19 protein-coding genes and 2 tRNA genes are annotated in these 23549 nt (G+C 70.4%); 8 read left to right on the forward strand and 13 right to left on the reverse strand.

Translation table 11 applies throughout. The features are described 5' to 3' along the window. Positions 1-2: 2 nt before the first annotated feature. The 5 genes from mreC to folC all read right to left on the reverse strand — a co-directional run bounded on the left by mreC (position 3) and on the right by folC (position 4871). The gene (gene mreC, locus ACZ6B8_RS02310; protein ID WP_471074005.1) at positions 3-956 is read right to left on the reverse strand and encodes a rod shape-determining protein MreC; all 954 of its coding nucleotides are present in this window, start codon (positions 954-956) and stop codon (positions 3-5) included. A 145-nt stretch (positions 957-1101) separates the two neighbouring features. Continuing rightward, entirely contained in the window at positions 1102-2121 is a 1020-nt protein-coding gene (locus ACZ6B8_RS02315; protein WP_030362602.1) for a rod shape-determining protein, read from the reverse strand. Between the two features lie 349 nt (positions 2122-2470). Next, a complete protein-coding gene (ndk, locus tag ACZ6B8_RS02320) occupies positions 2471-2884 on the reverse strand; it encodes a nucleoside-diphosphate kinase (RefSeq protein ID WP_471074002.1) in 414 nt (137 codons plus the stop codon). A 107-nt stretch (positions 2885-2991) separates the two neighbouring features. Next, positions 2992-3342 (reverse strand): DUF4233 domain-containing protein, encoded by a 351-nt coding sequence (locus ACZ6B8_RS02325; RefSeq protein WP_362369279.1) that lies wholly within the window; start codon positions 3340-3342, stop codon positions 2992-2994. A gap of 5 nt (positions 3343-3347) precedes the next feature. Beyond that, complete coding sequence (gene folC, locus ACZ6B8_RS02330) at positions 3348-4871, reverse strand: bifunctional tetrahydrofolate synthase/dihydrofolate synthase (protein ID WP_471074000.1); 1524 nt, start codon at positions 4869-4871, stop codon at positions 3348-3350. 144 nt (positions 4872-5015) lie between these two features. On the opposite strand from folC, the gene ACZ6B8_RS02335 reads away from it, so the two are divergent. Next, the gene (locus ACZ6B8_RS02335) at positions 5016-6032 is read left to right on the forward strand and encodes a rod shape-determining protein (protein WP_471073997.1); all 1017 of its coding nucleotides are present in this window, start codon (positions 5016-5018) and stop codon (positions 6030-6032) included. 283 nt (positions 6033-6315) lie between these two features. On the opposite strand, the gene ACZ6B8_RS02340 is transcribed toward ACZ6B8_RS02335, so the two are convergent. Beyond that, complete coding sequence (locus ACZ6B8_RS02340; RefSeq protein WP_471606025.1) at positions 6316-7482, reverse strand: sensor histidine kinase; 1167 nt, start codon at positions 7480-7482, stop codon at positions 6316-6318. 171 nt (positions 7483-7653) lie between these two features. Here ACZ6B8_RS02340 and ACZ6B8_RS02345 point away from each other — a divergent pair, with 171 nt between their 5' ends. Then, positions 7654-8280 carry a hypothetical protein gene (locus tag ACZ6B8_RS02345; RefSeq protein WP_471073991.1) on the forward strand — a complete coding sequence of 209 codons (627 nt, stop codon included), beginning with the start codon at positions 7654-7656 and terminating at the stop codon, positions 8278-8280. 70 nt (positions 8281-8350) lie between these two features. Here ACZ6B8_RS02345 and ACZ6B8_RS02350 read toward each other — a convergent pair whose 3' ends face one another. Beyond that, positions 8351-10975, reverse strand: coding sequence for a valine--tRNA ligase (locus ACZ6B8_RS02350; protein WP_471606026.1), 2625 nt, complete (start codon positions 10973-10975; stop codon positions 8351-8353). A gap of 136 nt (positions 10976-11111) precedes the next feature. On the opposite strand from ACZ6B8_RS02350, the gene ACZ6B8_RS02355 reads away from it, so the two are divergent. The 3 genes from ACZ6B8_RS02355 (at position 11112) to ACZ6B8_RS02365 (ending at position 14366) form a co-directional block, all read left to right on the forward strand. Next, on the forward strand, positions 11112-12002 hold the full coding sequence (locus tag ACZ6B8_RS02355; protein ID WP_471606027.1) for a hypothetical protein: 891 nt from the start codon (positions 11112-11114) through the stop codon (positions 12000-12002). A 174-nt stretch (positions 12003-12176) separates the two neighbouring features. Then, the gene (locus tag ACZ6B8_RS02360) at positions 12177-13220 is read left to right on the forward strand and encodes a hypothetical protein (protein WP_471073982.1); all 1044 of its coding nucleotides are present in this window, start codon (positions 12177-12179) and stop codon (positions 13218-13220) included. A 132-nt stretch (positions 13221-13352) separates the two neighbouring features. Further along, a complete protein-coding gene (locus ACZ6B8_RS02365) occupies positions 13353-14366 on the forward strand; it encodes a hypothetical protein (RefSeq protein WP_471073979.1) in 1014 nt (337 codons plus the stop codon). A gap of 93 nt (positions 14367-14459) precedes the next feature. On the opposite strand, the gene clpX is transcribed toward ACZ6B8_RS02365, so the two are convergent. From clpX to ACZ6B8_RS02390, 5 genes are all read right to left on the reverse strand, one after another. Further along, on the reverse strand, positions 14460-15746 hold the full coding sequence (clpX, locus tag ACZ6B8_RS02370) for an ATP-dependent Clp protease ATP-binding subunit ClpX (protein ID WP_355808261.1): 1287 nt from the start codon (positions 15744-15746) through the stop codon (positions 14460-14462). Between the two features lie 167 nt (positions 15747-15913). Continuing rightward, a complete protein-coding gene (locus tag ACZ6B8_RS02375) occupies positions 15914-16609 on the reverse strand; it encodes an ATP-dependent Clp protease proteolytic subunit (RefSeq protein WP_471073976.1) in 696 nt (231 codons plus the stop codon). A 62-nt stretch (positions 16610-16671) separates the two neighbouring features. After that, complete coding sequence (locus ACZ6B8_RS02380; RefSeq protein WP_471076389.1) at positions 16672-17277, reverse strand: ATP-dependent Clp protease proteolytic subunit; 606 nt, start codon at positions 17275-17277, stop codon at positions 16672-16674. A 522-nt stretch (positions 17278-17799) separates the two neighbouring features. Further along, positions 17800-19167 (reverse strand): trigger factor, encoded by a 1368-nt coding sequence (gene tig / locus ACZ6B8_RS02385; protein WP_471606028.1) that lies wholly within the window; start codon positions 19165-19167, stop codon positions 17800-17802. 197 nt (positions 19168-19364) lie between these two features. Then, positions 19365-19441, reverse strand: a tRNA-Pro gene (locus ACZ6B8_RS02390). Positions 19442-19583: 142 nt separating this feature from the next. Between ACZ6B8_RS02390 and ACZ6B8_RS02395 the strand changes: the two genes are divergently transcribed. The 3 genes from ACZ6B8_RS02395 to ACZ6B8_RS02405 all read left to right on the forward strand — a co-directional run bounded on the left by ACZ6B8_RS02395 (position 19584) and on the right by ACZ6B8_RS02405 (position 22717). Next, positions 19584-19654, forward strand: a tRNA-Gly gene (locus ACZ6B8_RS02395). A gap of 355 nt (positions 19655-20009) precedes the next feature. Continuing rightward, positions 20010-21398, forward strand: a complete 1389-nt coding sequence (locus tag ACZ6B8_RS02400) for a family 2B encapsulin nanocompartment shell protein (protein WP_471606029.1) — start codon at positions 20010-20012, stop codon at positions 21396-21398. A gap of 143 nt (positions 21399-21541) precedes the next feature. Next, positions 21542-22717 (forward strand): SufS family cysteine desulfurase, encoded by a 1176-nt coding sequence (locus ACZ6B8_RS02405; protein WP_471606444.1) that lies wholly within the window; start codon positions 21542-21544, stop codon positions 22715-22717. Positions 22718-22770: 53 nt separating this feature from the next. Here ACZ6B8_RS02405 and ACZ6B8_RS02410 read toward each other — a convergent pair whose 3' ends face one another. Continuing rightward, positions 22771-22965 (reverse strand): hypothetical protein, encoded by a 195-nt coding sequence (locus ACZ6B8_RS02410; protein ID WP_127910262.1) that lies wholly within the window; start codon positions 22963-22965, stop codon positions 22771-22773. Between the last annotated feature and the right edge of the window lie 584 nt (positions 22966-23549).

Genomic DNA, 23549 nt, shown 5'->3' on the forward strand with positions numbered 1-23549 from the left:
TCCTACTGCTCGTTGCCGTCGCCGGCGCCGTCGGCCGGGGGCTGTCCGGACGGGGTGGCCGTGACGGTCACCGTCGGGGTCGGCTTGGGCTTCTCGGGCTTCTTCGGCAGGACGGTGTCGCGCGGGTCCTCGCGCGGCGCCTCGACGACGACACCGACGATGTCGAGCTTGGTGAACCCGACGTACGGCTTCACGTAGACGGTGCGGGTGAGGTCGCCGCCGGAGGGGTCGACGCGGACGACCTCGCCGACCGGCACGCCGGGCACGAACGGCTTGTCCTTGCGGGAGCCGAAGGTGACGAGCCGGTCGCCCTTCTTGACCTCGGCCTTGCCGTTGAGCAGCTGCACGGACAGGTCGCGGTCGCCCTGGCCGGTGGCGAAGCCGAGCTCGTCGCTCTTCTCCATGCGGGTGCCGACGGTGAAGTCGGGGTCGTTGGCGAGCAGCACGGTCGCGGTGTCGGGGCCGACCGTGGTGACGCGGCCGACCAGGCCCTCGCCGTTCAGGACGGTCATGTCGCGCTTGAGTCCGTCCTTCGCGCCGGCGTCGATGGTGACGGTCCAGGAGAAGCCCTGGGCCGCTCCTATCCCGATGACCTCGGCGCCCTTGATGCCGTACTGCCCGGCGCCCGCCTTCTTCAGCATGCTGTCGAGCTGCTGCACCCGGCTGCGGTTGCGGTCGTCGCTGCCGAGCTTCGCCTTCAGGGCGGCGTTCTGCCGCTCCAGCTCGGCGATGCGGTTGTGACGCTCTCCGGAGTCGCGTACCGCGCCGATGGCGTTGCCGATCGGGTCGACGGCGGAGGACATGCCCTCCTCGACCGGACCGAACACCGTCGCGGCGGCCCGGCGGGCACCGTCGACCGGCGAGTCCTCGCCGCCGCGGATGTCCACCGTGATCAAAGCGAACGCGATGGCGACCAGCAGCACCAGGAGCAGCCGACTCTCTCGTGTGTCCCTCACGTGCGGCGGCGTGCCTTCCTCGATCGGATTCCGTGGAGTCTGCGGGATCCACGGGTTTCGGGGGAATTCTTCTGCTGTGCCTCTATATCAACGATCCGCCGCACGAGAGGGCAGGCACTCGTACGGCGGATGTCGGCGCGTCAGATCATCTGCGCGGCTGGGCGTCAAGCACCTGCTGCAACGCCTCGAACTCCTCGACACACTTTCCGGAGCCCAGCGCCACGCTGTCGAGCGGGTCCTCGGCGATGTGGATCGGCATGCCGGTCTCCCGGCGCAGCCGCTCGTCGAGGCCGCGCAGCAGAGCGCCGCCACCGGTGAGAACGATGCCGCGGTCCATCACGTCACCCGACAGTTCCGGCGGGCACTTGTCGAGGGTGGTCTTGACCGCGTCCACGATCGCGTTGACCGGCTCCTCGATGGCCTTGCGGACCTCGGCCGCGGAGATCACGACGGTCTTGGGCAGCCCGGAGACCAGGTCGCGGCCGCGGATCTCGGTGTGCTCGTCGGCGTCCATGTCGTACGCCGAACCGATGGTGATCTTGATCTGTTCGGCGGTGCGTTCGCCGAGGAGGAGGGAGTACTCCTTCTTGATGTGCTGGATGATCGCGTTGTCCAGCTCGTCGCCGGCGACGCGGATCGACTGTGCCGTGACGATTCCGCCGAGCGAGATGACGGCGACCTCGGTGGTGCCGCCGCCGATGTCCACCACCATGTTGCCGGTGGCCTCGTGGACCGGCAGGCCGGATCCGATGGCCGCGGCCATGGGCTCCTCGATGATGTGCACCTGGCGCGCGCCGGCCTGCGAGGAGGCCTCGATGACGGCGCGGCGCTCGACGCCCGTGATGCCCGAGGGCACGCAGACGACGACGCGCGGACGGGCGAGGTAGCGGCGCTTGTGGATCTTCAGGATGAAGTAGCGCAGCATCCGCTCGGTGATCTCGAAGTCGGCGATGACGCCGTCCTTCAGCGGGCGCACCGCGACGATGTTGCCGGGCGTGCGCCCGATCATCTTCTTCGCCTCGGCGCCGACCGCGAGGATGCCACCGGTGTTGGTGTTGATCGCGACGACGGACGGCTCGTTGAGTACGATCCCCCGACCCCTGACGTACACCAGCGTGTTGGCGGTCCCGAGGTCGACAGCCATGTCACGGCCGATGAACGACATGTTGTTCCCCATGAGGATGCGTCTGGCCTTCCCTATTGGAGCGTTTGATGGCTTTTTAGGTAGGCGAGGTGGGTGCTGTGTGGCAGTGGAGGCTTCCATCGTAGTCTCGGCTGCGCGAACACGGCGCTAGGGTCTTCGCCATTGTCAGCAGATGATGCGTCGCCTCGCCTTTTCAGACGTGCCATCGGTGGCATGGGTTCCCCCGATCGGGGCTGCATATGCCAAGGGACGGCCGAAATCAACCGGCCGTCCCCGCTCCGCCGCGACCCCGTCCTGACGCCACGTCAGAAAATACTGACGAAGTCTTTCCGTTCCCGGGCCGCGCCGTCCCGTCGGCTTGACGGGCAGGTCAGACGAGACCCGGGAAGAAGATCTTCAGCTCGCGCTCGGCGGACTCCTCGGAGTCCGAGGCGTGGATCAGGTTCTCCCGGACGATGGTGCCGAAGTCGCCGCGGATGGAGCCGGGCGCCGCGGCGATCGGGTCGGTCGGCCCCGCGAGCGCGCGCACGCCCTCGATGACCCGCTCGCCCTCGACGACGAGCGCGACGACCGGCCCGGACGACATGAAGGCGACCAGCGGCTCGTAGAAGGGCTTGCCCTTGTGCTCGCCGTAGTGCTGCTCCAGGGTGTCCTGGTCCAGCGGGCGCAGCTCCAGCGCGGAGATCGTCCAGCCCGCCTTGCGCTCGATGCGGCCGATGATCTCTCCGATCAGACCACGACGGACGGCGTCGGGCTTCAGCAGGACGAGGGTGCGCTGGCTCATGTGCGGCTCCAAGAGGTGTTCTCGCGGTCTTCACGATCTTTACGACCACGGGGGATGACCGGCACGATACCGAGCCGCCCGGGAGCCGTGTGCCGCAGGGCGCGGGGTCAGGCCGCCTCGGCCTCGGCGGCCTGCGCGGCGAACCGGGCCTTGGCCTCGTCGACCTTGCGGCCGAAGTGGACCGACGCCCACCACAGGGCGGCGAAGACCGCGCCGAGGAAGAACATCGTCGGCACCACGAAGCCGCTCGCGATCAGCGCGATCTGCAGGGCCCAGCCGAGCTGCACCCCGCCGGGCCGGGTGATCATTCCGCAGAGCAGGAGGCTCAGCAGCATCGCGACGCCGCAGACCGTCCAGACCGTGCCCATGGACAGGTCCTCGTCCTTCATGGCGACCAGACCCGCGAAGCCGATCACGAAGAACTCGCCGATCAGCGTCGAAGCACAGAGCATACGCACAGGAATCAACCCCTCCCCAGGAGCAGTCGGGCCTCGCCGACCGTGATGACGGAACCGGTGACGAGGACTCCGCCGCCGGCGTACTCCCCCTCTTCCTCCGCGAGGGTGATGGCCGCCTCCAGGGCGTCGTCCAGACGCGGCTCGACCTGCACGCGGTCGTCGCCGAAGACCTCGACGGCGAGGCCGGCGAGGGTGTCCGCGTCCATCGAGCGGTGGCTGGAGTTCTGCGTGACGACGACCTCGGCGAAGATCGGCTCGAAGGCCTCCAGGAGGCCCTTCACGTCCTTGTCGCCGCTCGCGCCGACCACGCCGATGAGCCGGCTGAAGTCGAAGACCTCGCTGATCGCGGCGGCGGTGGCGCGGGCACCCGCCGGGTTGTGCGCGGCGTCCAGGACGACGGTGGGCGAGCGGCGCACCACCTCCAGGCGGCCGGGCGAGGCGACCGACGCGAAGGCCTTGCGGATCGTGTCGATGTCCAGCGGGCGGGCGTGCTGCGAGCCGATGCCGAAGAACGCCTCGACGGCGGCGAGCGCCACCGCGGCGTTGTGCGCCTGGTACTCGCCGTGCAGCGGCAGGAAGATCTCCTCGTACTCCCCGCCGAGGCCGCGCAGCGTCAGGAGCTGGCCGCCGACCGCCACCTGGCGGGAGACGACGCCGAACTCCAGGCCCTCGCGGGCGACCGTCGCGTCCGCCTCGACGGCCTTCTTCAGGAGTACCTGCGCGGCGTCCACCGGCTGCTGGGCCATGATCACCGTCGAGTCCGGCTTGATGATGCCGGCCTTCTCCTTGGCGATCTCGCCGGGCGTGGAGCCGAGGCGGTCCGTGTGGTCCAGGTCGATGGGGGTGATGACGGCGACCGAGCCGTCGATCACGTTCGTCGCGTCCCAGCTGCCGCCCATGCCGACCTCGACGACGGCCACGTCGACCGGGGCGTCCGCGAAGGCCGCGTACGCCATGCCGGTGAGGACCTCGAAGAAGGAGAGGCGGTACTCCTCCCTGGCGTCGACCATCTCCACGTACGGCTTGATGTCCTGGTAGGTCTCGACGAAGCGCTCGGCCTCCATCGGGGAGCCGTCCAGGCTGATCCGCTCGGTGATCGACTGCACATGCGGCGAGGTGTACCGCCCGGTGCGCAGGTCGAAGGCGGAGAGCAGCGCCTCGACCATGCGGGCCGTGGACGTCTTGCCGTTGGTGCCCGTGATGTGGATCGAGGGGTACGCGCGCTGGGGCTCGCCGAGCACGTCCATCAGCGCGGCGATGCGGCGGACGGAGGGCTCCAGCTTGGTCTCGCCCCAGCGGCCCGCGAGCTCCGTCTCCACCTCGCGCAGCGCCTTGTCCACCTCCGGGTCGGTGGGCCGGGCGGGGATGTCGCCCTCGGGCGGGCCCGCCTGGGTGCGCAGGGTGCGGCTGCCGGCCTCGATCACCGCGAGGTCGGGATCGCGGTCCGTCTCGGCACCGACGATCTCGTCGAAGGGGTCGCCGTCGGCGGAGCGGCCGGCGCTGTCGTCGTGCGGGGGGAACTCACTCACGTACGCCAGTCTACGGAGCGCCACCGACACGCGCCGTCAGGACCTCCGGGTCGGCCCCGGAGGCCTTCGTCGGGACCTTCGGCCCGTCCGTTTCGGGACCTTGGTCCCTCCGCTTCCGTCGGCCGCCCGGCAAACTTGGCGATCATGGACATAGGTATCGACCTCGGCACTGCGAACACCCTCCTCTACGTGCGCGGCAAGGGGATCGTGCTCAACGAGCCGTCCGTCGTCGCCGTCCGGGCCGACCGGGGAGGCAGGAGCGGGGTGCTCGCCGTGGGCACCGAGGCCAAGGAGACGATCGGGCGCACCCCCGGGTCCATCACCGCCATCCGTCCGCTGCGGGACGGCGTGATCAGCGACTACGAGGCCGCCGAGGAGATGATCCGGCACTTCGTGCGCAAGGCCGTGCCGGGGCGCCGGCCCCGTACCCGCATGGTGGTGTGCGTGCCGAGCGGGGTCACGCCCGTGGAGCGGCGCGCGATCGTGCACGCCGCGCAGCGGGCCGGGGCGCGGGCCGTGCACATCGTGGAGGAGCCGATGGCGGCGGCCATCGGGGCGGGCCTGCCGGTCGCCGAGCCGCGCGGCTCCATGGTCGTCGACATCGGCGGCGGCACGACCGAGGTCGCGGTGATCTCCCTGGGCGGCATCGTCACGGCGCAGTCGCTGCGGGTGGGCGGCGACCGGCTCGACACGGCCATCACCGACTACGTGCGCAAGGAGCACTCGCTGCTCATCGGGGAGCGCACCGCCGAGGACATCAAGGTCGGCATCGGCTCCGCGTGGCCCGTGCCGGGCGAGGACGCCCTGGAGATGCGGACGTTCACCGTGCGGGGCCGGGAGAAGGTGGGCGGCCTGCCGAAGACCGTCGACCTGACGGCGCGTGAGGTGCGGGCCGCGCTGGACGAGCCGGTCGAGCAGATCATCGCCGCGGTCAAGACGACGCTGGAGGAGTGCCCGCCGGAGCTGTCCGGCGACATCATGGAGCACGGGATCGTGCTCACCGGGGGCGGGGCGCTGCTCCCCGGCCTCGACCTGCGGATCGCGTCCGGCACGGGGATTCCCGTCTTCGCCGCGGAGGATCCGCTGGACAGCGTGGCCATGGGGTGCGGGAAGTGCGTGGAGGACTTCGACGGCCTGGAACGGGTGATGTCAGCGGCGTAGGCCTCCCGGCCGGGGTGACGGTTCCTCGTCTGCGGCCCGGTGGGGGTTACTCGCGCAGTTCCCCGCGCCCCTTGGTTACCTTGCCGCCCCGCCACCCCTCAGGGTCCTGCCCCCAGGGGTGGGGGTTCACCTGCGGGACGGTGGGGGTTGCTCGCGCAGTTTCCCGCGCCCCCGAGTCACCCTGCGGCCCCGTCGCCCTCAAGGCACCGGACCAGGTGGACCGCCCAGGGGCGCGGGGAACTGCGCGAACGGCCCCCACCGGGCCGCAGGTGACGGACGAGCCTCAAGCCCCCGTCAGTTCGCCCGGCGAGAGGGTGGCCCGCACCTCGTACACGTCCTCCCGCGGCCCCGCCGCGAACGTGCCGCCCACCGCGCGGATCCGTTCCGCCATCCCCGCCGTGCCGGTGCCCGCGGAGACCGGCGCGGCGGCGGGGGCCGCGGTGGGCAGCGGGTTGCTGACCGTGATCTCCAGACGGTCACCCCGCAGCGCCACCCGCACCGTCACCTTCTCCCCCGGCGCGTGCTTCGCCGCGTTCGTCAGGCACTCCTGGACCACCCGGTGCACCGCCGCCTGGCGCAGCGGCGAGAGGCGGTGCGCCGCGTCGTCGATCACCAGGTCGACGGGGCTGCCCGCGCGGCCGCTGCGCTCGGCGAGCCCGGGCAGCGCGTCGAGCCCGGGCGTCGGGGCGCCGTCGGTGCCGCGCTGCACGATGATCTCGTTCAGCATCCGGTGCGCACTGCGCGCCGTCTCCGAGAGCTCATCGAACTCGTGCTCGAAGGCGCCGCCCGTGGCCCGCCGCGCCAGCACCTGGGAGCGCACGCTCAACAGGGTCAGCTCCCGGCCCACGAAGTCGTGCACGTCCCGCGCGATGCGCACCCGCTCCTGCTGGACAGCGTGCAGCGCGTCCGTCTCCGCGCGCTGCGCGGCCAGGGCCTGGACCAAGTCCTGCCGGTTCGCCGCGACGCCGACGCCCGCCGCGAGCACCCCGATCGGGACGACCAGGCTCAGGAAGGAGCCGATCGTGGACCCCCGGTGCACCGGCCAGCCGGGCAGGTTGAACATGACGAAGGCGAACCCGACGTAGCCGATCACCCCGAGCGTGCCCGCCAGCCGCCCCCGGTAGCGGCCCAGGGAGTACAGCACGAACTGGGCCAGCGTCAGCTCGTGCAGCCAGCCCAGGAAGAGCAGGGCGATCGCGTACGTCAGCCAGGGCAGCCTGCGCCGCACCAGCAGGGTGGCGGCGCCGGCCGCGAGGGCCAGGACGGCGAGCGGGCCGTTGAGGGAGTTGTCCGCCTCGGCGAGGCCGGGGACGTCCAGGCTCATCAGGGCGAAGGCGCTGAGCGCCGTGAGCACGTCCAGCGCGCGCGGTGCCCGGGACCAGCGGTCGACGAGACGGCCGACCGGGGCCGCCGCCTGGCGTATCGCCTGGGCGGCGGGCAGGGTGCGCATGCCTTCCATCATCCAAGGTCTTTCGGCCCGTTCCACCGGACCTAGGTCCTTGATTTGGTGATATGGCGCACCCCGGCCCTTTGTGGGTGATAGTGCCGGTCCCTGCACACAACGGGTGTCCTTTCGGCGCGGCTGCCGCGCCCCGACACCACAAAGGGGTCAAATCGGACCATGTGGTATGCCCAGAATCCCGCCAGGCGCACCCATCAGCTCGCCGGCGACGCCGGGGTCCTCCTGTGGACCGCGCTGTGGGCCGCCGCCGCCGTGCTGACGTACCGGCTGGCCTGCCTGCTCGCCCTCCCCCGCGCCCTGCAGCAGCACAGCGCGCCGCTGCCGCTGGTCGGCGGCCGGGTGGACATCGCCCTGCGGCGCGTCGCCGACGCCGTCGACGCGATGGATCCCGTGGTCGTGCGGACCGCCGTGGCCGTGGGCGCGGTCGCCCTCTTCGTCCTGCCCGTCGGCCTCGTCCTGGCGGCCTGGCTGCCGCGCAGGCTGCGCTGGATCCGGCAGGCGGGCGCCGCCCGTGACCTCGCCGCCTCCGACGACGGCCGCGAGCTGCTCGCCCTGCGCACCCTGCTCAGACCGCTCCACGAGGTGGCCGCCACCGCGGGCAACATCGCGGGCGCGACCCCCGGCAGCCTCGCCGAGGGCTGGCGCAACGGCGATCCGCAGACCCTCGACGCGCTCGCCGAGGCGGAGCTCGAACGGCTCGGCCTCGATCTGGTGCCGCAGCCCCCGGAGGAGCTCGGCCCCATCGGCCGGCAGGCCACAGGACCGATGGCCGAGTCCATCACCTGAGGCCGCGGCGGGACACGCGAAGGCCCCGGGACCGCTGCCGGTCCCGGGGCCTTCGTGTGCGTACGCGGCGCTAGGCGGCCGGCAGCGCCTCCAGCTGCGCCTGGAGGCGGGCGATGTCGCCCTCGGCCTTGGTGAGGCGGCCACGGATCTTGTCGACCACGTTGTCCGGCGCCTTGGCGAGGAACGCTTCGTTGCCCAGCTTCGCCTCGGCCTGCGCCTTCTCCTTCTCGGCGGCGGCGAGGTCCTTGGCGAGGCGCTTGCGCTCGGCCGCGACGTCGATCGTGCCGGACAGGTCGAGCGCGACCGTGGCGCCGGAGACCGGCAGCGTCGCCGTCGCCGTGAAGGCGTCGCCCTCCGGCTGCAGGCGCAGCAGCTGGCGGATGGCCGCCTCGTGCGGGGCGAGCGCCGTACCGTCCAGGGTCAGCCGGGCCGGGACCTTCTGGCCCGGCTGCAGGCCCTGGTCGGCGCGGAAGCGGCGGACCTCGGTGATGACCTGCTGGAGCGTCTCGATCTCGCGCTCGGCGCCCGCGTCGCGGAAGCCGCTGTCGGAGGGCCAGTCGGCGATGACGAGCGACTCGCCGCCGGTCAGCGCCGTCCAGAGCGTCTCGGTGACGAACGGGACGATCGGGTGGAGCAGGCGCAGGGTGACGTCGAGGACCTCGCCGAGGACGCGGGCCGACACCTTCGCGCCCTCGCCGCCCGCCATGAACGTCGTCTTGGACAGCTCCACGTACCAGTCGAAGACCTCGTCCCACGCGAAGTGGAAGAGGGCGTCGGAGAGCTTGGCGAACTGGAAGTCGTCGTAGAGCGCGTCGACTTCGGCGACCGTCGCGTTCAGGCGGGAGAGCACCCAGCGGTCGGTGGCGGACAGCTGCTCGGCCGGGGGCAGCTCGCCCTCGATCGTGGCGCCGTTCATCATCGCGAAGCGCGTGGCGTTCCAGATCTTGTTGGCGAAGTTGCGCGAGCCCTGGACCCAGTCCTCGCCGATCGGCACGTCGGTGCCTGGGTTGGCGCCGCGGGCCAGCGTGAAGCGCAGGGCGTCCGAGCCGTACTTGTCCATCCAGTCCAGCGGGTTGACCGCGTTGCCGAAGGACTTCGACATCTTCTTGCCGAACTGGTCGCGGACCATGCCGTGCAGCACGATCGTGTGGAACGGCGGGGTGCCGTCCATCGCGTACAGGCCGAACATCATCATCCGGGCGACCCAGAAGAAGAGGATGTCGTAGCCGGTGACCAGGACGGAGTTCGGGTAGAACTTCGCGAGCGATTCGGTCTGCTCGGGCCAGCCCAGCGTGGAGAACGGCCACAGACCCGACGAGAACCACGTGTCGAGCACGTCGTTGTCCTGCGTCCAGCCCTCGCCGGTGGGCGCCTCGTCGTCGGGGCCGACGCAGACGACCTCGCCGTTCGGGCCGTACCAGACGGGGATGCGGTGGCCCCACCACAGCTGGCGCGAGATGCACCAGTCGTGGAGGTTGTCGACCCAGTCGAAGTACCGCTTCTCCATCTCCTGCGGGTGGATCTTGACCTTGCCGTCGCGGACCGCGTCACCGGCGGCCTTCGCGAGCGGGCCGACCTTGACCCACCACTGCATGGACAGGCGCGGCTCGATGGTGGTCTTGCAGCGCGAGCAGTGGCCGACCGAGTGGGTGTACGGGCGCTTCTCGGCGACGATGCGGCCCTCGGCGCGCAGCGCGCCGACGATGGCGGAGCGGGCCTCCAGGCGGTCCAGGCCCTGGAAGGGGCCGGGCACGGTGATGACCGCGTGCTCGTCCATGACGGCGATGTTCGGCAGGCTGTGGCGCTGGCCGATCTCGAAGTCGTTCGGGTCGTGCGCGGGCGTCACCTTGACGGCGCCGGTGCCGAACTCGGGGTCGACGTGCTCGTCGGCGACGACGGGGATCGTGCGGTCGGTCAGCGGCAGCTTGATCTGCTTGCCGACCAGGTGCTTGTACCGCTCGTCCTCGGGGTGGACGGCGACGGCGGTGTCACCGAGCATCGTCTCGGCGCGGGTGGTGGCGACGACGATGGTGTCGTCCCCCTCCCCGTACTTCATGGAGACGAGCTCGCCGTCGTCGTCCTGGTACTCGACCTCGATGTCCGAGATCGCCGTCAGACAGCGCGGGCACCAGTTGATGATGCGCTCGGCGCGGTAGATCAGCTCGTCGTCGTAGAGCTTCTTGAAGATGGTCTGGACGGCCTGCGAGAGGCCCTCGTCCATGGTGAAGCGCTCGCGCTCCCAGTCGACGCCGTCGCCGAGGCGGCGCATCTGGCCGGAGATCTGGCCGCCGGACTCGCCCTTCCACTTCCAGACGCGCTCGATGAACGCCTCGCGCCCGAGGTCGTGGCGGGACTTGCCCTCCTTGGCGAGCTCGCGCTCCACGACGTTCTGCGTGGCGATGCCGGCGTGGTCCATGCCCGGCTGCCAGAGCGTCTCGTGGCCCTGCATGCGCTTGCGGCGGGTGAGGGCGTCGATCAGCGTGTGCTCGAAGGCGTGGCCCAGGTGGAGCGCGCCCGTGACGTTCGGCGGGGGGATGACGACGGTGTACGGGGGCTTCTCGCTCTTCTCGTCGGCGGAGAAGTAACCGCGTTCTACCCAGCGCTCGTACAGCGGCCCCTCTACCTCGGCCGGCGCGTACTGGGTCGGCAGTTCGGGAGTGGTCGCTGGGGGCTGCTGCTGAGCGTTCTCGGTCACGCGGTCAGTTTAGAGGGGCCGGGGAGCGGTCCCGAAACCGGAATGTGCGGCATCGCTTGTCCGGCGGGGCACCACGCGGGCCGAACGTCGGTCACGATGGCCGGGACACGTCAGCGTTCGGAGGGGGACCCGCGCCATGAGCCACCAGCCAGGCCCGTACGACGGAGAGCAGCCGGGCCCGTACGGGGGCGGGCAGCCGGGGCCCTACGGACAGCCGCCGCAGCAGCCGGGACCCTACGGGAGTGGGCAGCCCGGCCCGTACGGGCAGCCCCCGCAGGGCCCCTACGGGCAGCAGCCCTACGGCCAGGTGCCGCCCCCGCCGCAGGGGCCGCCGACCGGTGGCAGGAAGAAGACCGGGCTCGTCATCGGGGTGGTCGTCGCCGTGCTCGCCGTCGCCGGGATCGGTTTCGGCGCGTACGCCGCGTTCGGCGGGGGCGGTTCGGCCTCCGTCGAGGACGACGGGGCGCACAAGCTGGTGCCGCCGGCCTCGGTGGGCGCGTACGAGAAGGGCGACGAAGCGGGTGCCCCCGACGGTGGTCCGCTCGGCTCCGGCGACAAGAAGAACGCCGAGGAGATCGGCATCAAGAACCCGCACAACGTGTCGGCCACGTATGAATCCGGCGCGGCCCTGAAGGGGAAGCAGATGAGCTTCCAGGGGATGTACGGCGACATCGACGACCCGGAACAGGCCGTCGACGACGGCTTCGTCAAGGCCGACGAGAACACCGAGAAGGAGTCGGCCAAGTCCACCGACGAGGGGGACGAGGTCGATCTCGTCGGCAGCCCCGAGAGCGTCGAGCCGGACGGCCTCGACGGCGCCGTCATGAAGTGCCAGACCGCCCGCATCAAGGACGGCGGCGACGAGACGAAGCTGCCGATCTGCATCTGGGCCGACCACAGCACGTACGGCATCGTGTTCGGCGTCGACGTGGCGGCGATGGCGAAGGGGGACGGTGGCGGCATGGCCGTGGACGACGTCGCCGACTTCGGCGCCGACCTGCGCAAGTCGGCCCGCGTCAAGGCGTAGTGGCGCATTCGGGGAGGAAGGGCCCGGGGCGGTGCGTCGCCCCGGGCCCTCGTACGTCCGCCCTCTGGCACAGCCCTTCAACAACTGCGCATCGATCCCGCCCGGCCGTCCCGCCCTCCGCGCCCATCCGACAGGATGTTCGGCATACATAAGCATCGGGAGGGACCCCCAGTAATGAGCTACAACCAGCCGGGACCGTACGGCGGGCAGCCGCCCCAGCAGCCCGGCCCGTACGGGCAGCAGCCCCAGGCCCCGCAGCCCGGCCCCTACGGCCAGCCGCCGCAGGCCCCGCAGCCCGGTTACGGCTACCCCCCGCAGGCGCCGCAACAGGCCCCGCAGCAGGGTGGATACAGCCAGCCCCAGCAGCCCGGCCCCTACGGGCAGCAGCCCCAGGCCCCTTACGGCCAGGTCCCCCCGCAGGCCCCCTACGGGCAGCAGGCCCCGTACGGCCAGGTCCCGCCCCCGCCCCCGGGTGGCGGCAAGAAGAAGACCGGGCTCGTCATCGCGGCCGTCGCCGTGGTGGCCGCTGCGGCCGTCGGCGGCTACTTCCTGCTCGCGGACGGCGACAAGGACAGCAAGGGCGGCGGCTCGTCGAGCGTCGCGGACGGCGGCGTCAAGAACGACGGCCCGCACAAGCTGACCACGCCGCAGACGGTCATGGGCGAGTACGAGAAGGACGGGGAGGGCGACGGCGCCCCGAGCAGCATCGACCTCGACAAGGCCGAGGCAGCCGGGGTGAAGAACCCCGAGGACGTGCAGGCCAGTTACAAGTCGGGCAGCGAGGACAACCCGATGTCGCAGAAGATCCTGAGCTTCGGCGGGGTCTACGGCGACATCGAGGACCCGGAGGGCGTCGTGGACCACATGTTCACGAACGCCAAGGAGAAGAACGGCTCGTCGTCGGAGAGCGGCGGCCGCAAGATCACGCTGGTCGGCGAGCCGAAGCAGTACGAGCCCGCCGAGCTCGACGGCGCGGTCCTGAAGTGCCAGGAGATGAAGATCGCCATGGGGTCCGGCACGGGCTCCACGGGCACCTCCGCCGGCGCGGCGGGCCCGAGCGAGATGTCCGCGGCGACCTGCATCTGGGGCGACCACAGCACCATCGGCTACGTCGTCACGACGGACGTCGCGGGCGCGGTCAGCGGCAAGTCCGCCGACCTCGACGAGGCGGCGACCACCACGGCCAAGTTCCGCGGCGAGGTCCGCGTGAAGCGCTGACGCCGGCCGGGCCGGGCCCCTCCCCCCGTCCCTCACACACCTGACACCTCAGGTCCACGGGGCCCGGTCATCGGACCGGGCCCCGTTGCGTCAGGATGTCAGGGACAGATAAGCATTTCGGAGGGGGAACCCATGAGCTACAACCAGCCGGGCCCGTACGGCGGGCAGCCGCCCCAGCAGCCGGGCCCCTACGGGCAGCCGCCCCAGGGAGTCCCGCCGCAGCAGCCCGGCCCCTACGGCCAGCCGCCGCAGGCCCCGCAGCCCGGTTACGGCTACCCTCAGCAGGCTCCCCCGCCGCAGCCCGGCTACGGCTACCCCCAGCAGGCCCCGCAGCAGGGCGGCTACAGCCAGCCCCAGCAGCCCGGCCCCTACGGGCAGCCGCAGGCCCCGTACGGCCAGCAGGCGCCCTACGGGCAGGTGCCGCCCCCGCCCCCCGGCGGCGGCAAGAAGAAGACCGGCCTCATCATCGCCACCGTCGCCGTGGTCGCCGCGGCGGCTGTCGGCGGCTACCTCGTCCTCGCGGGTGGTGACGACGACAAGGGCGGCAAGAAGGACGGCTCCTCCAATGTCGCGGACGGCGGCATCAAGGACGACGGGCCGCACAAGCTGACAACGCCGGCCACGCTGCTCACCGAGTACAAGAAGGACGACAGCTCCATGGGCGGCTTCAACTCCAGCGACCTGGCGGCCGCCGAGCAGGCCGGGGTGCAGGACGCCCAGGACGTCGACGCCGGATACCAGGCGGGCGACGAGAGCAACGCCCTGTCGGCGAAGGCCCTGCAGTTCATGGGTGTCTACGGCAAGGTCTCGGACCCGGAGAAGGTCGTCGACGCCATGTTCGCCAAGGTCAAGAAGGACTCCACGGTGAACAGCTCGGACACCGGCGAACTGGTCGGCAGCCCCGAGGACTTCAGCACGGGCAAGGTCGTCCTCAAGTGCCAGGAATCCGTGCAGAAGAACGACAAGGCCACCAGTGGCGCCCCCAAGGAGATCCGCATGCCGGTCTGCATCTGGGGTGACAAGAGCACCGTCGCCGTCGTGATCTCCGTCGCGATCGCGGACGCCATGGCGGGCAAGTCCCCGTCGCTGAAGGAGGCCTCGGGCACCACGCTCAAGGTTCGCGACGAGACCCGCGTCAAGCTCTGACCGACGGGCCGACGGAGCCCGCACACGCCGAAGGGGCGCCCCGCGATCACTCGCGGGGCGCCCCTTCGGCGTACGACCCGAACAGCCCTACGGCTAGGCCGACTTCTGCTCGCCCGCGCCGCCGCCCCGCGCCTCGCGCGGCACCAGCGTCGGGTTGACGTTCGAGCGGACCACGTCGGCCGTGATGACGACGCGGGCCACGTCCTTGCGGGACGGCACCTCGTACATCACCGACTGCAGGACCTCCTCCATGATGGCGCGCAGACCGCGCGCGCCCGTCTGGCGGAGGATCGCCTGGTCCGCGATGGCCTCGAGGGCCTCGCGCTCGAAGTCCAGCTCCACGCCGTCGAGTTCGAACAGGCGCTGGTACTGCTTCACCAGCGCGTTGCGCGGCTCGACCAGGATCTGGAGCAGGGCCTCACGGTCGAGGTTGTGGACCGAGGTGATCACGGGGAGGCGGCCGATGAACTCGGGGATCATCCCGAACTTCACCAGGTCCTCCGGCATGATGTCCTCGAACTGGTCCTTCTCCTCCATCTCGCGCTTGGAGCGGATGGTGGCGCCGAAGCCGATGCCCTTCGCGCCCGCCCGCGACTCGATGATCTTCTCGAGGCCGGCGAAGGCGCCGCCCACGATGAAGAGCACGTTCGTCGTGTCGATCTGGATGAACTCCTGGTGCGGGTGCTTGCGTCCACCCTGCGGGGGAACCGACGCCGTCGTGCCCTCCAGGATCTTCAGGAGCGCCTGCTGGACGCCCTCGCCCGAGACGTCGCGGGTGATCGACGGGTTCTCGCTCTTGCGGGCGACCTTGTCGATCTCGTCGATGTAGATGATCCCGGTCTCGGCCTTCTTGACGTCGTAGTCGGCCGCCTGGATCAGCTTGAGCAGGATGTTCTCGACGTCCTCGCCGACATAGCCGGCCTCCGTCAGCGCCGTCGCGTCCGCGATGGCGAACGGGACGTTCAGCATGCGCGCGAGCGTCTGCGCGAGGAGCGTCTTGCCGGATCCCGTCGGGCCGAGCAGCAGGATGTTGGACTTCGCGAGTTCGATCGCGTCGTCACGGCCCTGCGCGCCGCCGTTCTCTCCGGCCTGGACCCGCTTGTAGTGGTTGTACACCGCTACCGAGAGGGCCTTCTTCGCGGGCTCCTGGCCCACGACGTAGCCCTCAAGGAATTCGTAGATCTCGCGAGGCTTGGGCAGTTCCTCCCAGCGGACCTCGCTCGTCTCCGCGAGCTCTTCCTCGATGATCTCGTTACAGAGGTCGATGCACTCATCGCAGATGTACACACCGGGGCCTGCGATGAGCTTCTTGACCTGCTTCTGACTCTTTCCGCAGAACGAGCACTTGAGCAGATCGCCGCCGTCACCGATGCGTGCCACGAGGTGCTTCCCCTTCGCCTGGGAGACGCCACGTTCAGCGGCTCCTGGTGCCTCATATCCGACGGTACCTTGCCGGGCCCCCCGTTCGGGCCCCCCTTGGCACGGTTCACTTCGACGCGAGTCGTGCACAAACCGTGCCAAGGAGCGGCAGATGCTACAGCCCTGCGCTAGGCGACCGCGGAATTGTTCATCTTCCGGGTGGAGATGATCTGGTCGACCAGGCCGTACGAGAGCGCGTCCTCGGCCGTGAGGATCTTGTCGCGCTCGATGTCGTCGCGGATCTTCTCGATCGGCGTCGTGGAGTGCTTGGCCAGCATCTCCTCCAGCTGCGAACGCATCCGGAGGATCTCGTTGGCGGCGATCTCCAGGTCGGAGACCTGGCCGCGGCCGGTCTCGCTGTAGGGCTGGTGGATCAGGACGCGGGCGTTCGGCAGCGCCATGCGCTTGCCCGGCGTACCGGCCGCGAGGAGCACGGCGGCGGCGGAGGCGGCCTGGCCCATGCAGACGGTCTGCACGTCGGGCTTCACGAACTGCATCGTGTCGTAGATGGCCGTGAGCGCCGTGAACGAGCCGCCGGGGCTGTTGATGTAGATCGAGATGTCGCGGTCCGGGTCCATCGACTCCAGGCACAGGAGCTGCGCCATGACGTCGTTGGCGGACGCGTCGTCGATCTGCACGCCGAGGAAGATCACGCGCTCCTCGAAGAGCTTCGCGTACGGGTCGTACTCGCGCACGCCCTGCGAGGTGCGCTCGACGAAGCGCGGGATCACGTAACGGGACTCGGCGCTGGCGCCGGTGAACTCGGCCTGGCCGCTCTCGGCCTGCGCGCGTCCGAGGAGGCCGCTGCCGGGGAAGTTGTTCATCTCTGGTTTCTCCTGAGAAGGGAGGGGCTTGGGTGCTGGCTTCGGGGCGCTGAGCACGGGGCTCAGGCTCCGGTGCCGCCCCCGCCCGGCATGCTGGCGGCGCTGGACATGATGTCGTCGATGAGGCCGTACTCCTTGGCCTCCTGCGGGTCGAACCAGCGGTCGCGGTCCGAGTCGCGCGTGACCTGCTCGACGGTCTGGCCGGTGTGGTGTGCCGTGAGCTCGGCCATCTTCTTCTTGGTGAGCAACAGCCGCTCGGCGTGGATCTTGATGTCCGACGCGGAGCCGGCGAGGCCTGCGGACGGCTGGTGGATCAGGATCTCGGCGTTCGGCAGCGCGAAGCGCTTGCCGGGCGTACCGGCGCTGAGCAGGAACTGGCCCATCGAGGCCGCCATGCCCATCGCGATCGTCACCACGTCGTTCTTGATGTACTGCATGGTGTCGTAGATCGCCATGCCGGCCGTGATCGAGCCGCCGGGGCTGTTGATGTAGAGGTAGATGTCCTTGTCCGGGTCGGACGCAAGGAGCAGCAGCTGTGCGGTGATCTTGTTGGCAATGTCGTCGTCGACCGGCTGGCCGAGGAAAATGATCCGCTCGCCGAGCAGCCGGTTGTAGACCTGGTCGCCGAGGCCACCACCGATGGAGGGGTCGCCGGCGGCGGAGGGCATCAGATTCGTCACGTATCCACCTGCTCGTCTTACGACGGCGCCGGGCCGTCTCACGTCTTCAGCTGAGGCCTGGGGCCCCCGGGTGCTGCCAGCCTCTCCGGGCGGCTGCGGGGACTCCCCTGCCCTCGTATTCATGGACCCTAACGCTCAGCCCCGTCCGGGGAATCCCGCGAAGGCGACTGTTCGCTGTGAGCGCAGGTTCTGGCGGGGGCGCCTTGGACGGTGCGGGGCGGCCCCGTCTGGGCCGCGGGGGACGGTGCCGGGTGCGCCCCGACAGGGGCGCGGGGAACTGCGCGGTCAGCCACCGCCGGGCCGCGGGCGCGGCTGCCGCGGCAGGGGCCACGGCGGGTGCGGGTCGTTCCTGGCCGAGCGCGCAGTTCCCCGCGCCCCCAAAAGCACACCGGCCGACCGGAACGCGACCGTACCGAAGGCGCCCCGACAGGGCGCGGGGAAACGGCACCGGGGCCCCCGGGACCGCTAAGTCCTGGGAGCCCCGGTGTACGTTCGGCCGAGCCGCAGCGCTTACGCCTCGGTCTGCTCCGCCTCAGCGGCAGGCGTCTCCGTCTCGGTCTCGTCCTCGTCGTCGTCCAGGTCGACGACCTCGCCGTTGGTGTCCTTGACCGTGGCCGCCTCGACGACGACCGCGAGGGCCTTGCCGCGGGCGACCTCGCCGACCAGCATCGGGACCTGGCCGCCCTCGACGACGGCCTGGGCGAACTGGTCGGGGGACATGCCGGAGGACTGCGCGCGACGCATGAGGTGCTCGGTGAGCTCCTCCTGGTTCACGTTCAGCTTCTCCTTGTTGACGAGCTCGTCGAGGACGAACTGCGTCTTGATGCCCTTCTCGGCCTGCTCCTTGGTCTCGGCGTCGAACTCCTCCTCGCTCTTGCCCTGGATCTCCAGGTACTTCGCGAGGTCGAGGCCCATCTGGCCGAGCTGGTGGTTGACCAGGTTGTGCTTGCGGGTCTCGATCTCGTCCGCGAGGAGCTTCTCGGGGACAGGGACCTCGACCAGCTCGAGCAGCTTCTCCAGGACGCGCTCCTGGGCCTGCGTGGCCTGGTCGTACTGCTTCATGTTCTCGAGGCGCTTGCGGCTGTCCGCCTTGAGCTCGTCGAGGGTGTCGAACTCCGACGCCAGCTGCGCGAAGTCGTCGTCCAGCTCCGGCAGTTCACGCTTGGCGACCTGGGTGACCTTGACGGTGACCTCGGACTCCTTGCCGGCCGCGGAGCCGCCCTTGAGCTCGGAGGTGAAGGTGGCCTCGCCACCGGCCTCCAGGCCCTTGACGGCGTCGTCGATGCCCTCGAGGAGCTCGCCGGAGCCGATCGTGTAGGAGACGCCGGACGCGACGCCGTCCTCCAGGACCTCGCCCTCGACCTTGGCCTCCAGGTCGATCGTCACGACGTCGCCGTCCTCGGCGGCACGCTCGACCGGGGACGTGGAGGCGAAGCGCTCGCGCAGCTCCTCGACGGCCTTGTCGACCTCCTCGTCGCTGACCTCGACCGCGTCGACCTCGACCTCGATGCCGGAGTAGTCCGGGATCTCGATCGCGGGACGGATGTCGACCTCGGCGGTGAAGTTGAGGGTCTCGTTGTCCTTCAGCTCGGTGATGTCCACCTCGGGCTGGCCCAGGACGTTGAGCTCGGCCTCGTTGACCGCCTCGGTGTAGAACTTCGGGAGCGCGTCGTTGACGGCCTCTTCGAGGACGGCGCCGCGGCCGAACCGCTGGTCGATGACACGGGCCGGGATCTTGCCCTTGCGGAAGCCCTTCACCGTGACCTGCTGGTTGATCTTCTTGTAGGCCGCGTCGAGGCTGTCCTTGAGCTCCTCGAAGGGCACCTCAACAGTGAGCCGAACCCGGGTCGGGTTCAGGGTCTCCACGGCGCTCTTCACGGTTCGGTCTCCTTGGGGCTGACTTCTTGGGATTCTGCCCGGCTCAGAGACACACGGGCACACAGCTTGCATAGTAACGGCAAGCGGGAGCCGAGCCACAATGCGATCTTGGAAGGGATCCCGCGGAGAGGCCGGACGGGATCGCGCGCGGGGGAACACGGCGGGGAACCGCGGGGAAACGGGCGCGAGGATCAAGCTGGTCGGGGTGGCGGGATTTGAACCCACGGCCTTCCGCTCCCAAAGCGGACGCGCTACCAAGCTGCGCCACACCCCGTCGGTGCGACACGTAGGGTACATGCCCGCAGGCGGTACGGCCCCCGGTTATCCGGCGGCGGGTGAGGGGGCGTGCGGCGAGGGCCCACGACCCGCTACGATGCCTGTCGTGCCGCGGCCTCCGCGCCGATGGCGCGATCCGTGCGGGCGTAGCTCAATGGTAGAGCCCTAGTCTTCCAAACTAGCTACGCGGGTTCGATTCCCGTCGCCCGCTCTGTGCAGGAACCCCGGACCTTTCGAGGTCCGGGGTTCTTCGCGTTTCCGGGGTGGTGCCGACGAGTCGGTGGTGCCGGGCCGACAGGGGCGGACGGTGTTCGCGCGAGGGCGCATAACGGCTCCTTTCAGCGCCGCATAGTTCGCCCTCAGGGACGGATCGGGACGAATGTCGGCCGCGCGGAAGGCCGCCGCCCGTGGTCCCGGACGACAGTGCGCCGCTCAGCCCGGTGCCGCGCCCGCAGGCCGGGGCGGTTTCCCGCCCTTCCACCGTGATGCAGGCATATGCCCCCTTGTGAGGCAGGAAGTACGGACCGGACGATCGGTCCCCTTCACCCGACTTCACGGAGGTTCCGATGACCGAACGACTCTCGCTGGGCCCGGATGCCGCACGGCAGCTGGCGACCGCCACCAAGACCGTGCCGCAGATGCGCGGCATCACGCCCCGCTACCTGCTGCGCGCCCTGCCCTGGGTGGACATCGAGGCCGGCGTGTACCGCGTCAACCGCCGCCGCTCCTTCGTGCTGGGCGACGACCGCGTCAGCACCTACGACGACAACGGCTGCGCCCGCGTCGTACCCGGCGACTTACGCGAGGTGCCGTATCTGCGCGAGGCCGACGACGCCGCGCTCGCCGGTCTTGCCGACGCCTTCACGGAGGTCACCTTCGAGGCGGGGCAGGTCATCGTGCAGGAGGGCGACGCCGCGGACCGGCTCTGGATCATCGTGCAGGGGCGGGCCGAGAAGCGGGTCTCCGGGCGGTACGGCGAGGACGCGCTGCTGGAGGTGGTCGGGGACGGGCAGTTCTTCGACCTGGGCGCGTGGAGCAGGTCCGAGCCGATGCCGTACCGGGTGCAGGCGCTCACCCGGGGCACCGCGCTCTGTGCCGAGCGCGGCGCCCTCACGGCGCTCGCGGACCGCGACGAGACGCTGAACGCGGAGCTGACGGCCTACAACGCGAGCGATCCCGCCGCCGCGGGCGGCGAGGTGCCGGTGGACCTCGCGTCGGGGCACGTCGGGGAGCCCGATCTGCCGGGGACGTACGTCGACTACGAGGACGCGCCCCGTGAGTACCACATGAGCCTCGCGCAGACCGTCCTGCGCGTGCACACCCGCGTCTCCGACCTCTACAACGGGCCGATCGACCAGACGCGCGCGCAGGCCAACCTGACCATCGCCGCGCTGCGCGAGCGGCAGGAGTCCGCGCTCCTGAACCACCCCGAGTTCGGGCTCTTCAACAACGTCTCGCCGGGCCAGCGCGTGCAGACCCGCACCGGCGCGCCCACCCCCGACGACCTGGACGAGCTGCTCACGCGGGTGTGGAAGCAGCCCGGCTACTTCCTCGCGCACCCGAGGGCCATCGCCGCGTTCGGCCGCGAATGTACGCGCCGGGGCGTGCCCCCGGTGACCGACACCCGGTTCGGCAGCCCGCTGCTGACCTGGCGCGGGGTGCCGCTGATCCCGTCGGACAAGGTGCGCTTCGCCAACGGCGGCGGGATCCACACCGGGACCACCGAGATCCTCCTGATGCGGATGGGCGAGGCGGAGCAGGGCGTCGTCGGGCTGCGGCCCTCGGAGGTACCGGACGAGGTCGAGCCGGGCCTGTCGATGCGGAACATGGGCGTCGACAACAAGGGCATCACGTCGTACCTGATGACGGCGTACTTCAACACCGCGGTCCTGGTGGAGGACGCCGTCGCCGTCCTGCAGAACGTCGAGGTGGCCAAGTACCATGACTATTCCTGACGTTCAGGGCCTGGGGCGCGCGCTGACGCCCTCCGTACCGGCGCCTTCCGTACCGGCGCCCTCCACGTCGGCGCCCCCCCGTCAGGGCTGCCACCCCACCCGGCACCTTCTCCCCCGAGGCCGCCCGCCAGGACGTCCCGGTCCTGCACCGGACCGTCAACGGCCACCCGCTCGTCTGGTTCGACAACGCGGCCACCACGCAGAAGCCACGCCAGGTCATCGAGGCCCTCGCCGCCTACTACGGCGCCGCCAACTCCAACATCCACCGCGGCGCGCACACGATGGCCCGCGAGGCGACGGAGACGTACGAGGCGGGGCGCGCGGCGGTCGCCTCGTTCCTGGGCGCCGAGGGGCCCGAGACCATCGCCTTCGTGCGCGGCACCACGGAGGCGATCAACCTGGTCGCGCAGAGCTGGGGGCGGGCGAACCTGGGGCCCGGCGACGACATCCTCGTGCCGGTCCTGGAGCACCACTCCGACATCGTCCCCTGGCAGCTGATCGCCAAGGAGACGCGCGCCCGGGTGGTCCCGGTGCCGCTGGACGAGACCGGGCAGATCGACCGGGCGGCGTACGCCGATCTGCTCTCGTACCGCACCCGGCTCGTCGCGATCAGCCACGCCTCGAACGTCCTCGGCACCGTCCCGCCGGTACGGGAGATGGCCGCGCTCGCCCACCGCTACGACGCCAAGGTGCTCGTGGACGGCGCGCAGGCGGTGGCCCATCTCCCCGTCGACGTCCAGGATCTCGGCGCGGACTTCTACGCCTTCTCCGGGCACAAGCTGTTCGCGCCCACCGGCATCGGCGCGCTGTACGCGCGGCCCGAGGTCATGGCCGCGATGAAGCCGTGGCAGGGCGGCGGCAACATGATCGAGTCCGTCTCCTTCGACCGGACGGCCTTCGCGCCCCCGCCGCACCTCCTGGAGGCCGGCACCGGGCACATCGGCGGGGTGGCCGGACTGCTGGCCGCGCTGAACTGGCTGACCTCGTTCGACCGGGACGCCGTCGCCTCGTACGAGAACGCGCTGATGGCGTACGCGGAGCAGGCCATGGCCGCCGTGCCGGGGCTCTCGCTGATCGGGGCGGCGCCCGAGCGGATCGCGGTGCTGACCTTCACCCTCGCGGGGCACGACCCGGCGGCGGTCGCCGACTGGCTGGACCGGGACGGCATCGCGGTCCGCGCCGGCCATCACTGCGCGCAGCCCGCGCTCGCGCACTACGGCCTGGAGTCGGCGGCGCGGGCTTCCCTGTCGCTCTACAACACGTCGGAGGAGGTGGACCGGCTGGTGGCCTCGCTCAGGGCCCTGCAACGGACTTCCTGAGCCGTGGACCGCGGGGGGGGCGTGCGGGGCGCGCCCCCTGCCTCGGGGAGCCCTCAGAAACTGATCGAGTTGATGGTCTCCGCCAGTTCGTTCAGGAAGCGGTTTATGGAGGGCGCCATGCCGGTCGAGGCGAGGAAGAAGCCGAAGAGCACCGCGACGATCGCGGGGCCCGCCTTGAGCGATCCCCCGCGGATCAGCACCACAAGGATGATCGCCAACAGCAGTACCACTGACAGCGAAATGGCCACACTGATCACACCCTAGGTCGGTCACTCTCCCGGCTCGGGGGGTACGACCCCGCACACCCCCGCCACGGACCATCGTGCCACCAACAGGCCCGCTGTATGCGGCCGGTGACACATCGTCGGCCAGAGCTTTCCCGGGCGCCGCGTGCCGCGCGCGCCGTGGAGCGCATGAACGGCGGCCCCTCGTACAGCATTTCGACGGCCGACCCCGGCGGAAATCAGGCGTGATCGTTGCCGTGGCCACACACGACGTTCGCAGGAAATTCGAATTGTCGCCGGCGGCACATCACGGGCGCGTAACTCCCCCGAACTCCCCGGCCAACCGGACATTTCACCAGAGTCGCCCGAGGGTGTTATGCACCATTTAAACCGGATGAGTTGTGACCTAACGGGCAGAAAGTGACCGCATCTCTTTGTCGACTCGGCGCGAATCCAGGGTATCCGGTACCCGTTAAGCGGGATTCCCCACCGTGTGGGCCAGAGATTGAGTTGAGATAAGTGACGAGGGTTTTACGAAAACGGCGACTCGACGCTAGGGTGCCTCAGATGTTCCACGCTGCCACCACCCCCAGAGGCGCAGTGCGGTC

The sequence above is a fragment of the Streptomyces sp. NPDC041122 genome, assembly GCF_055592445.1.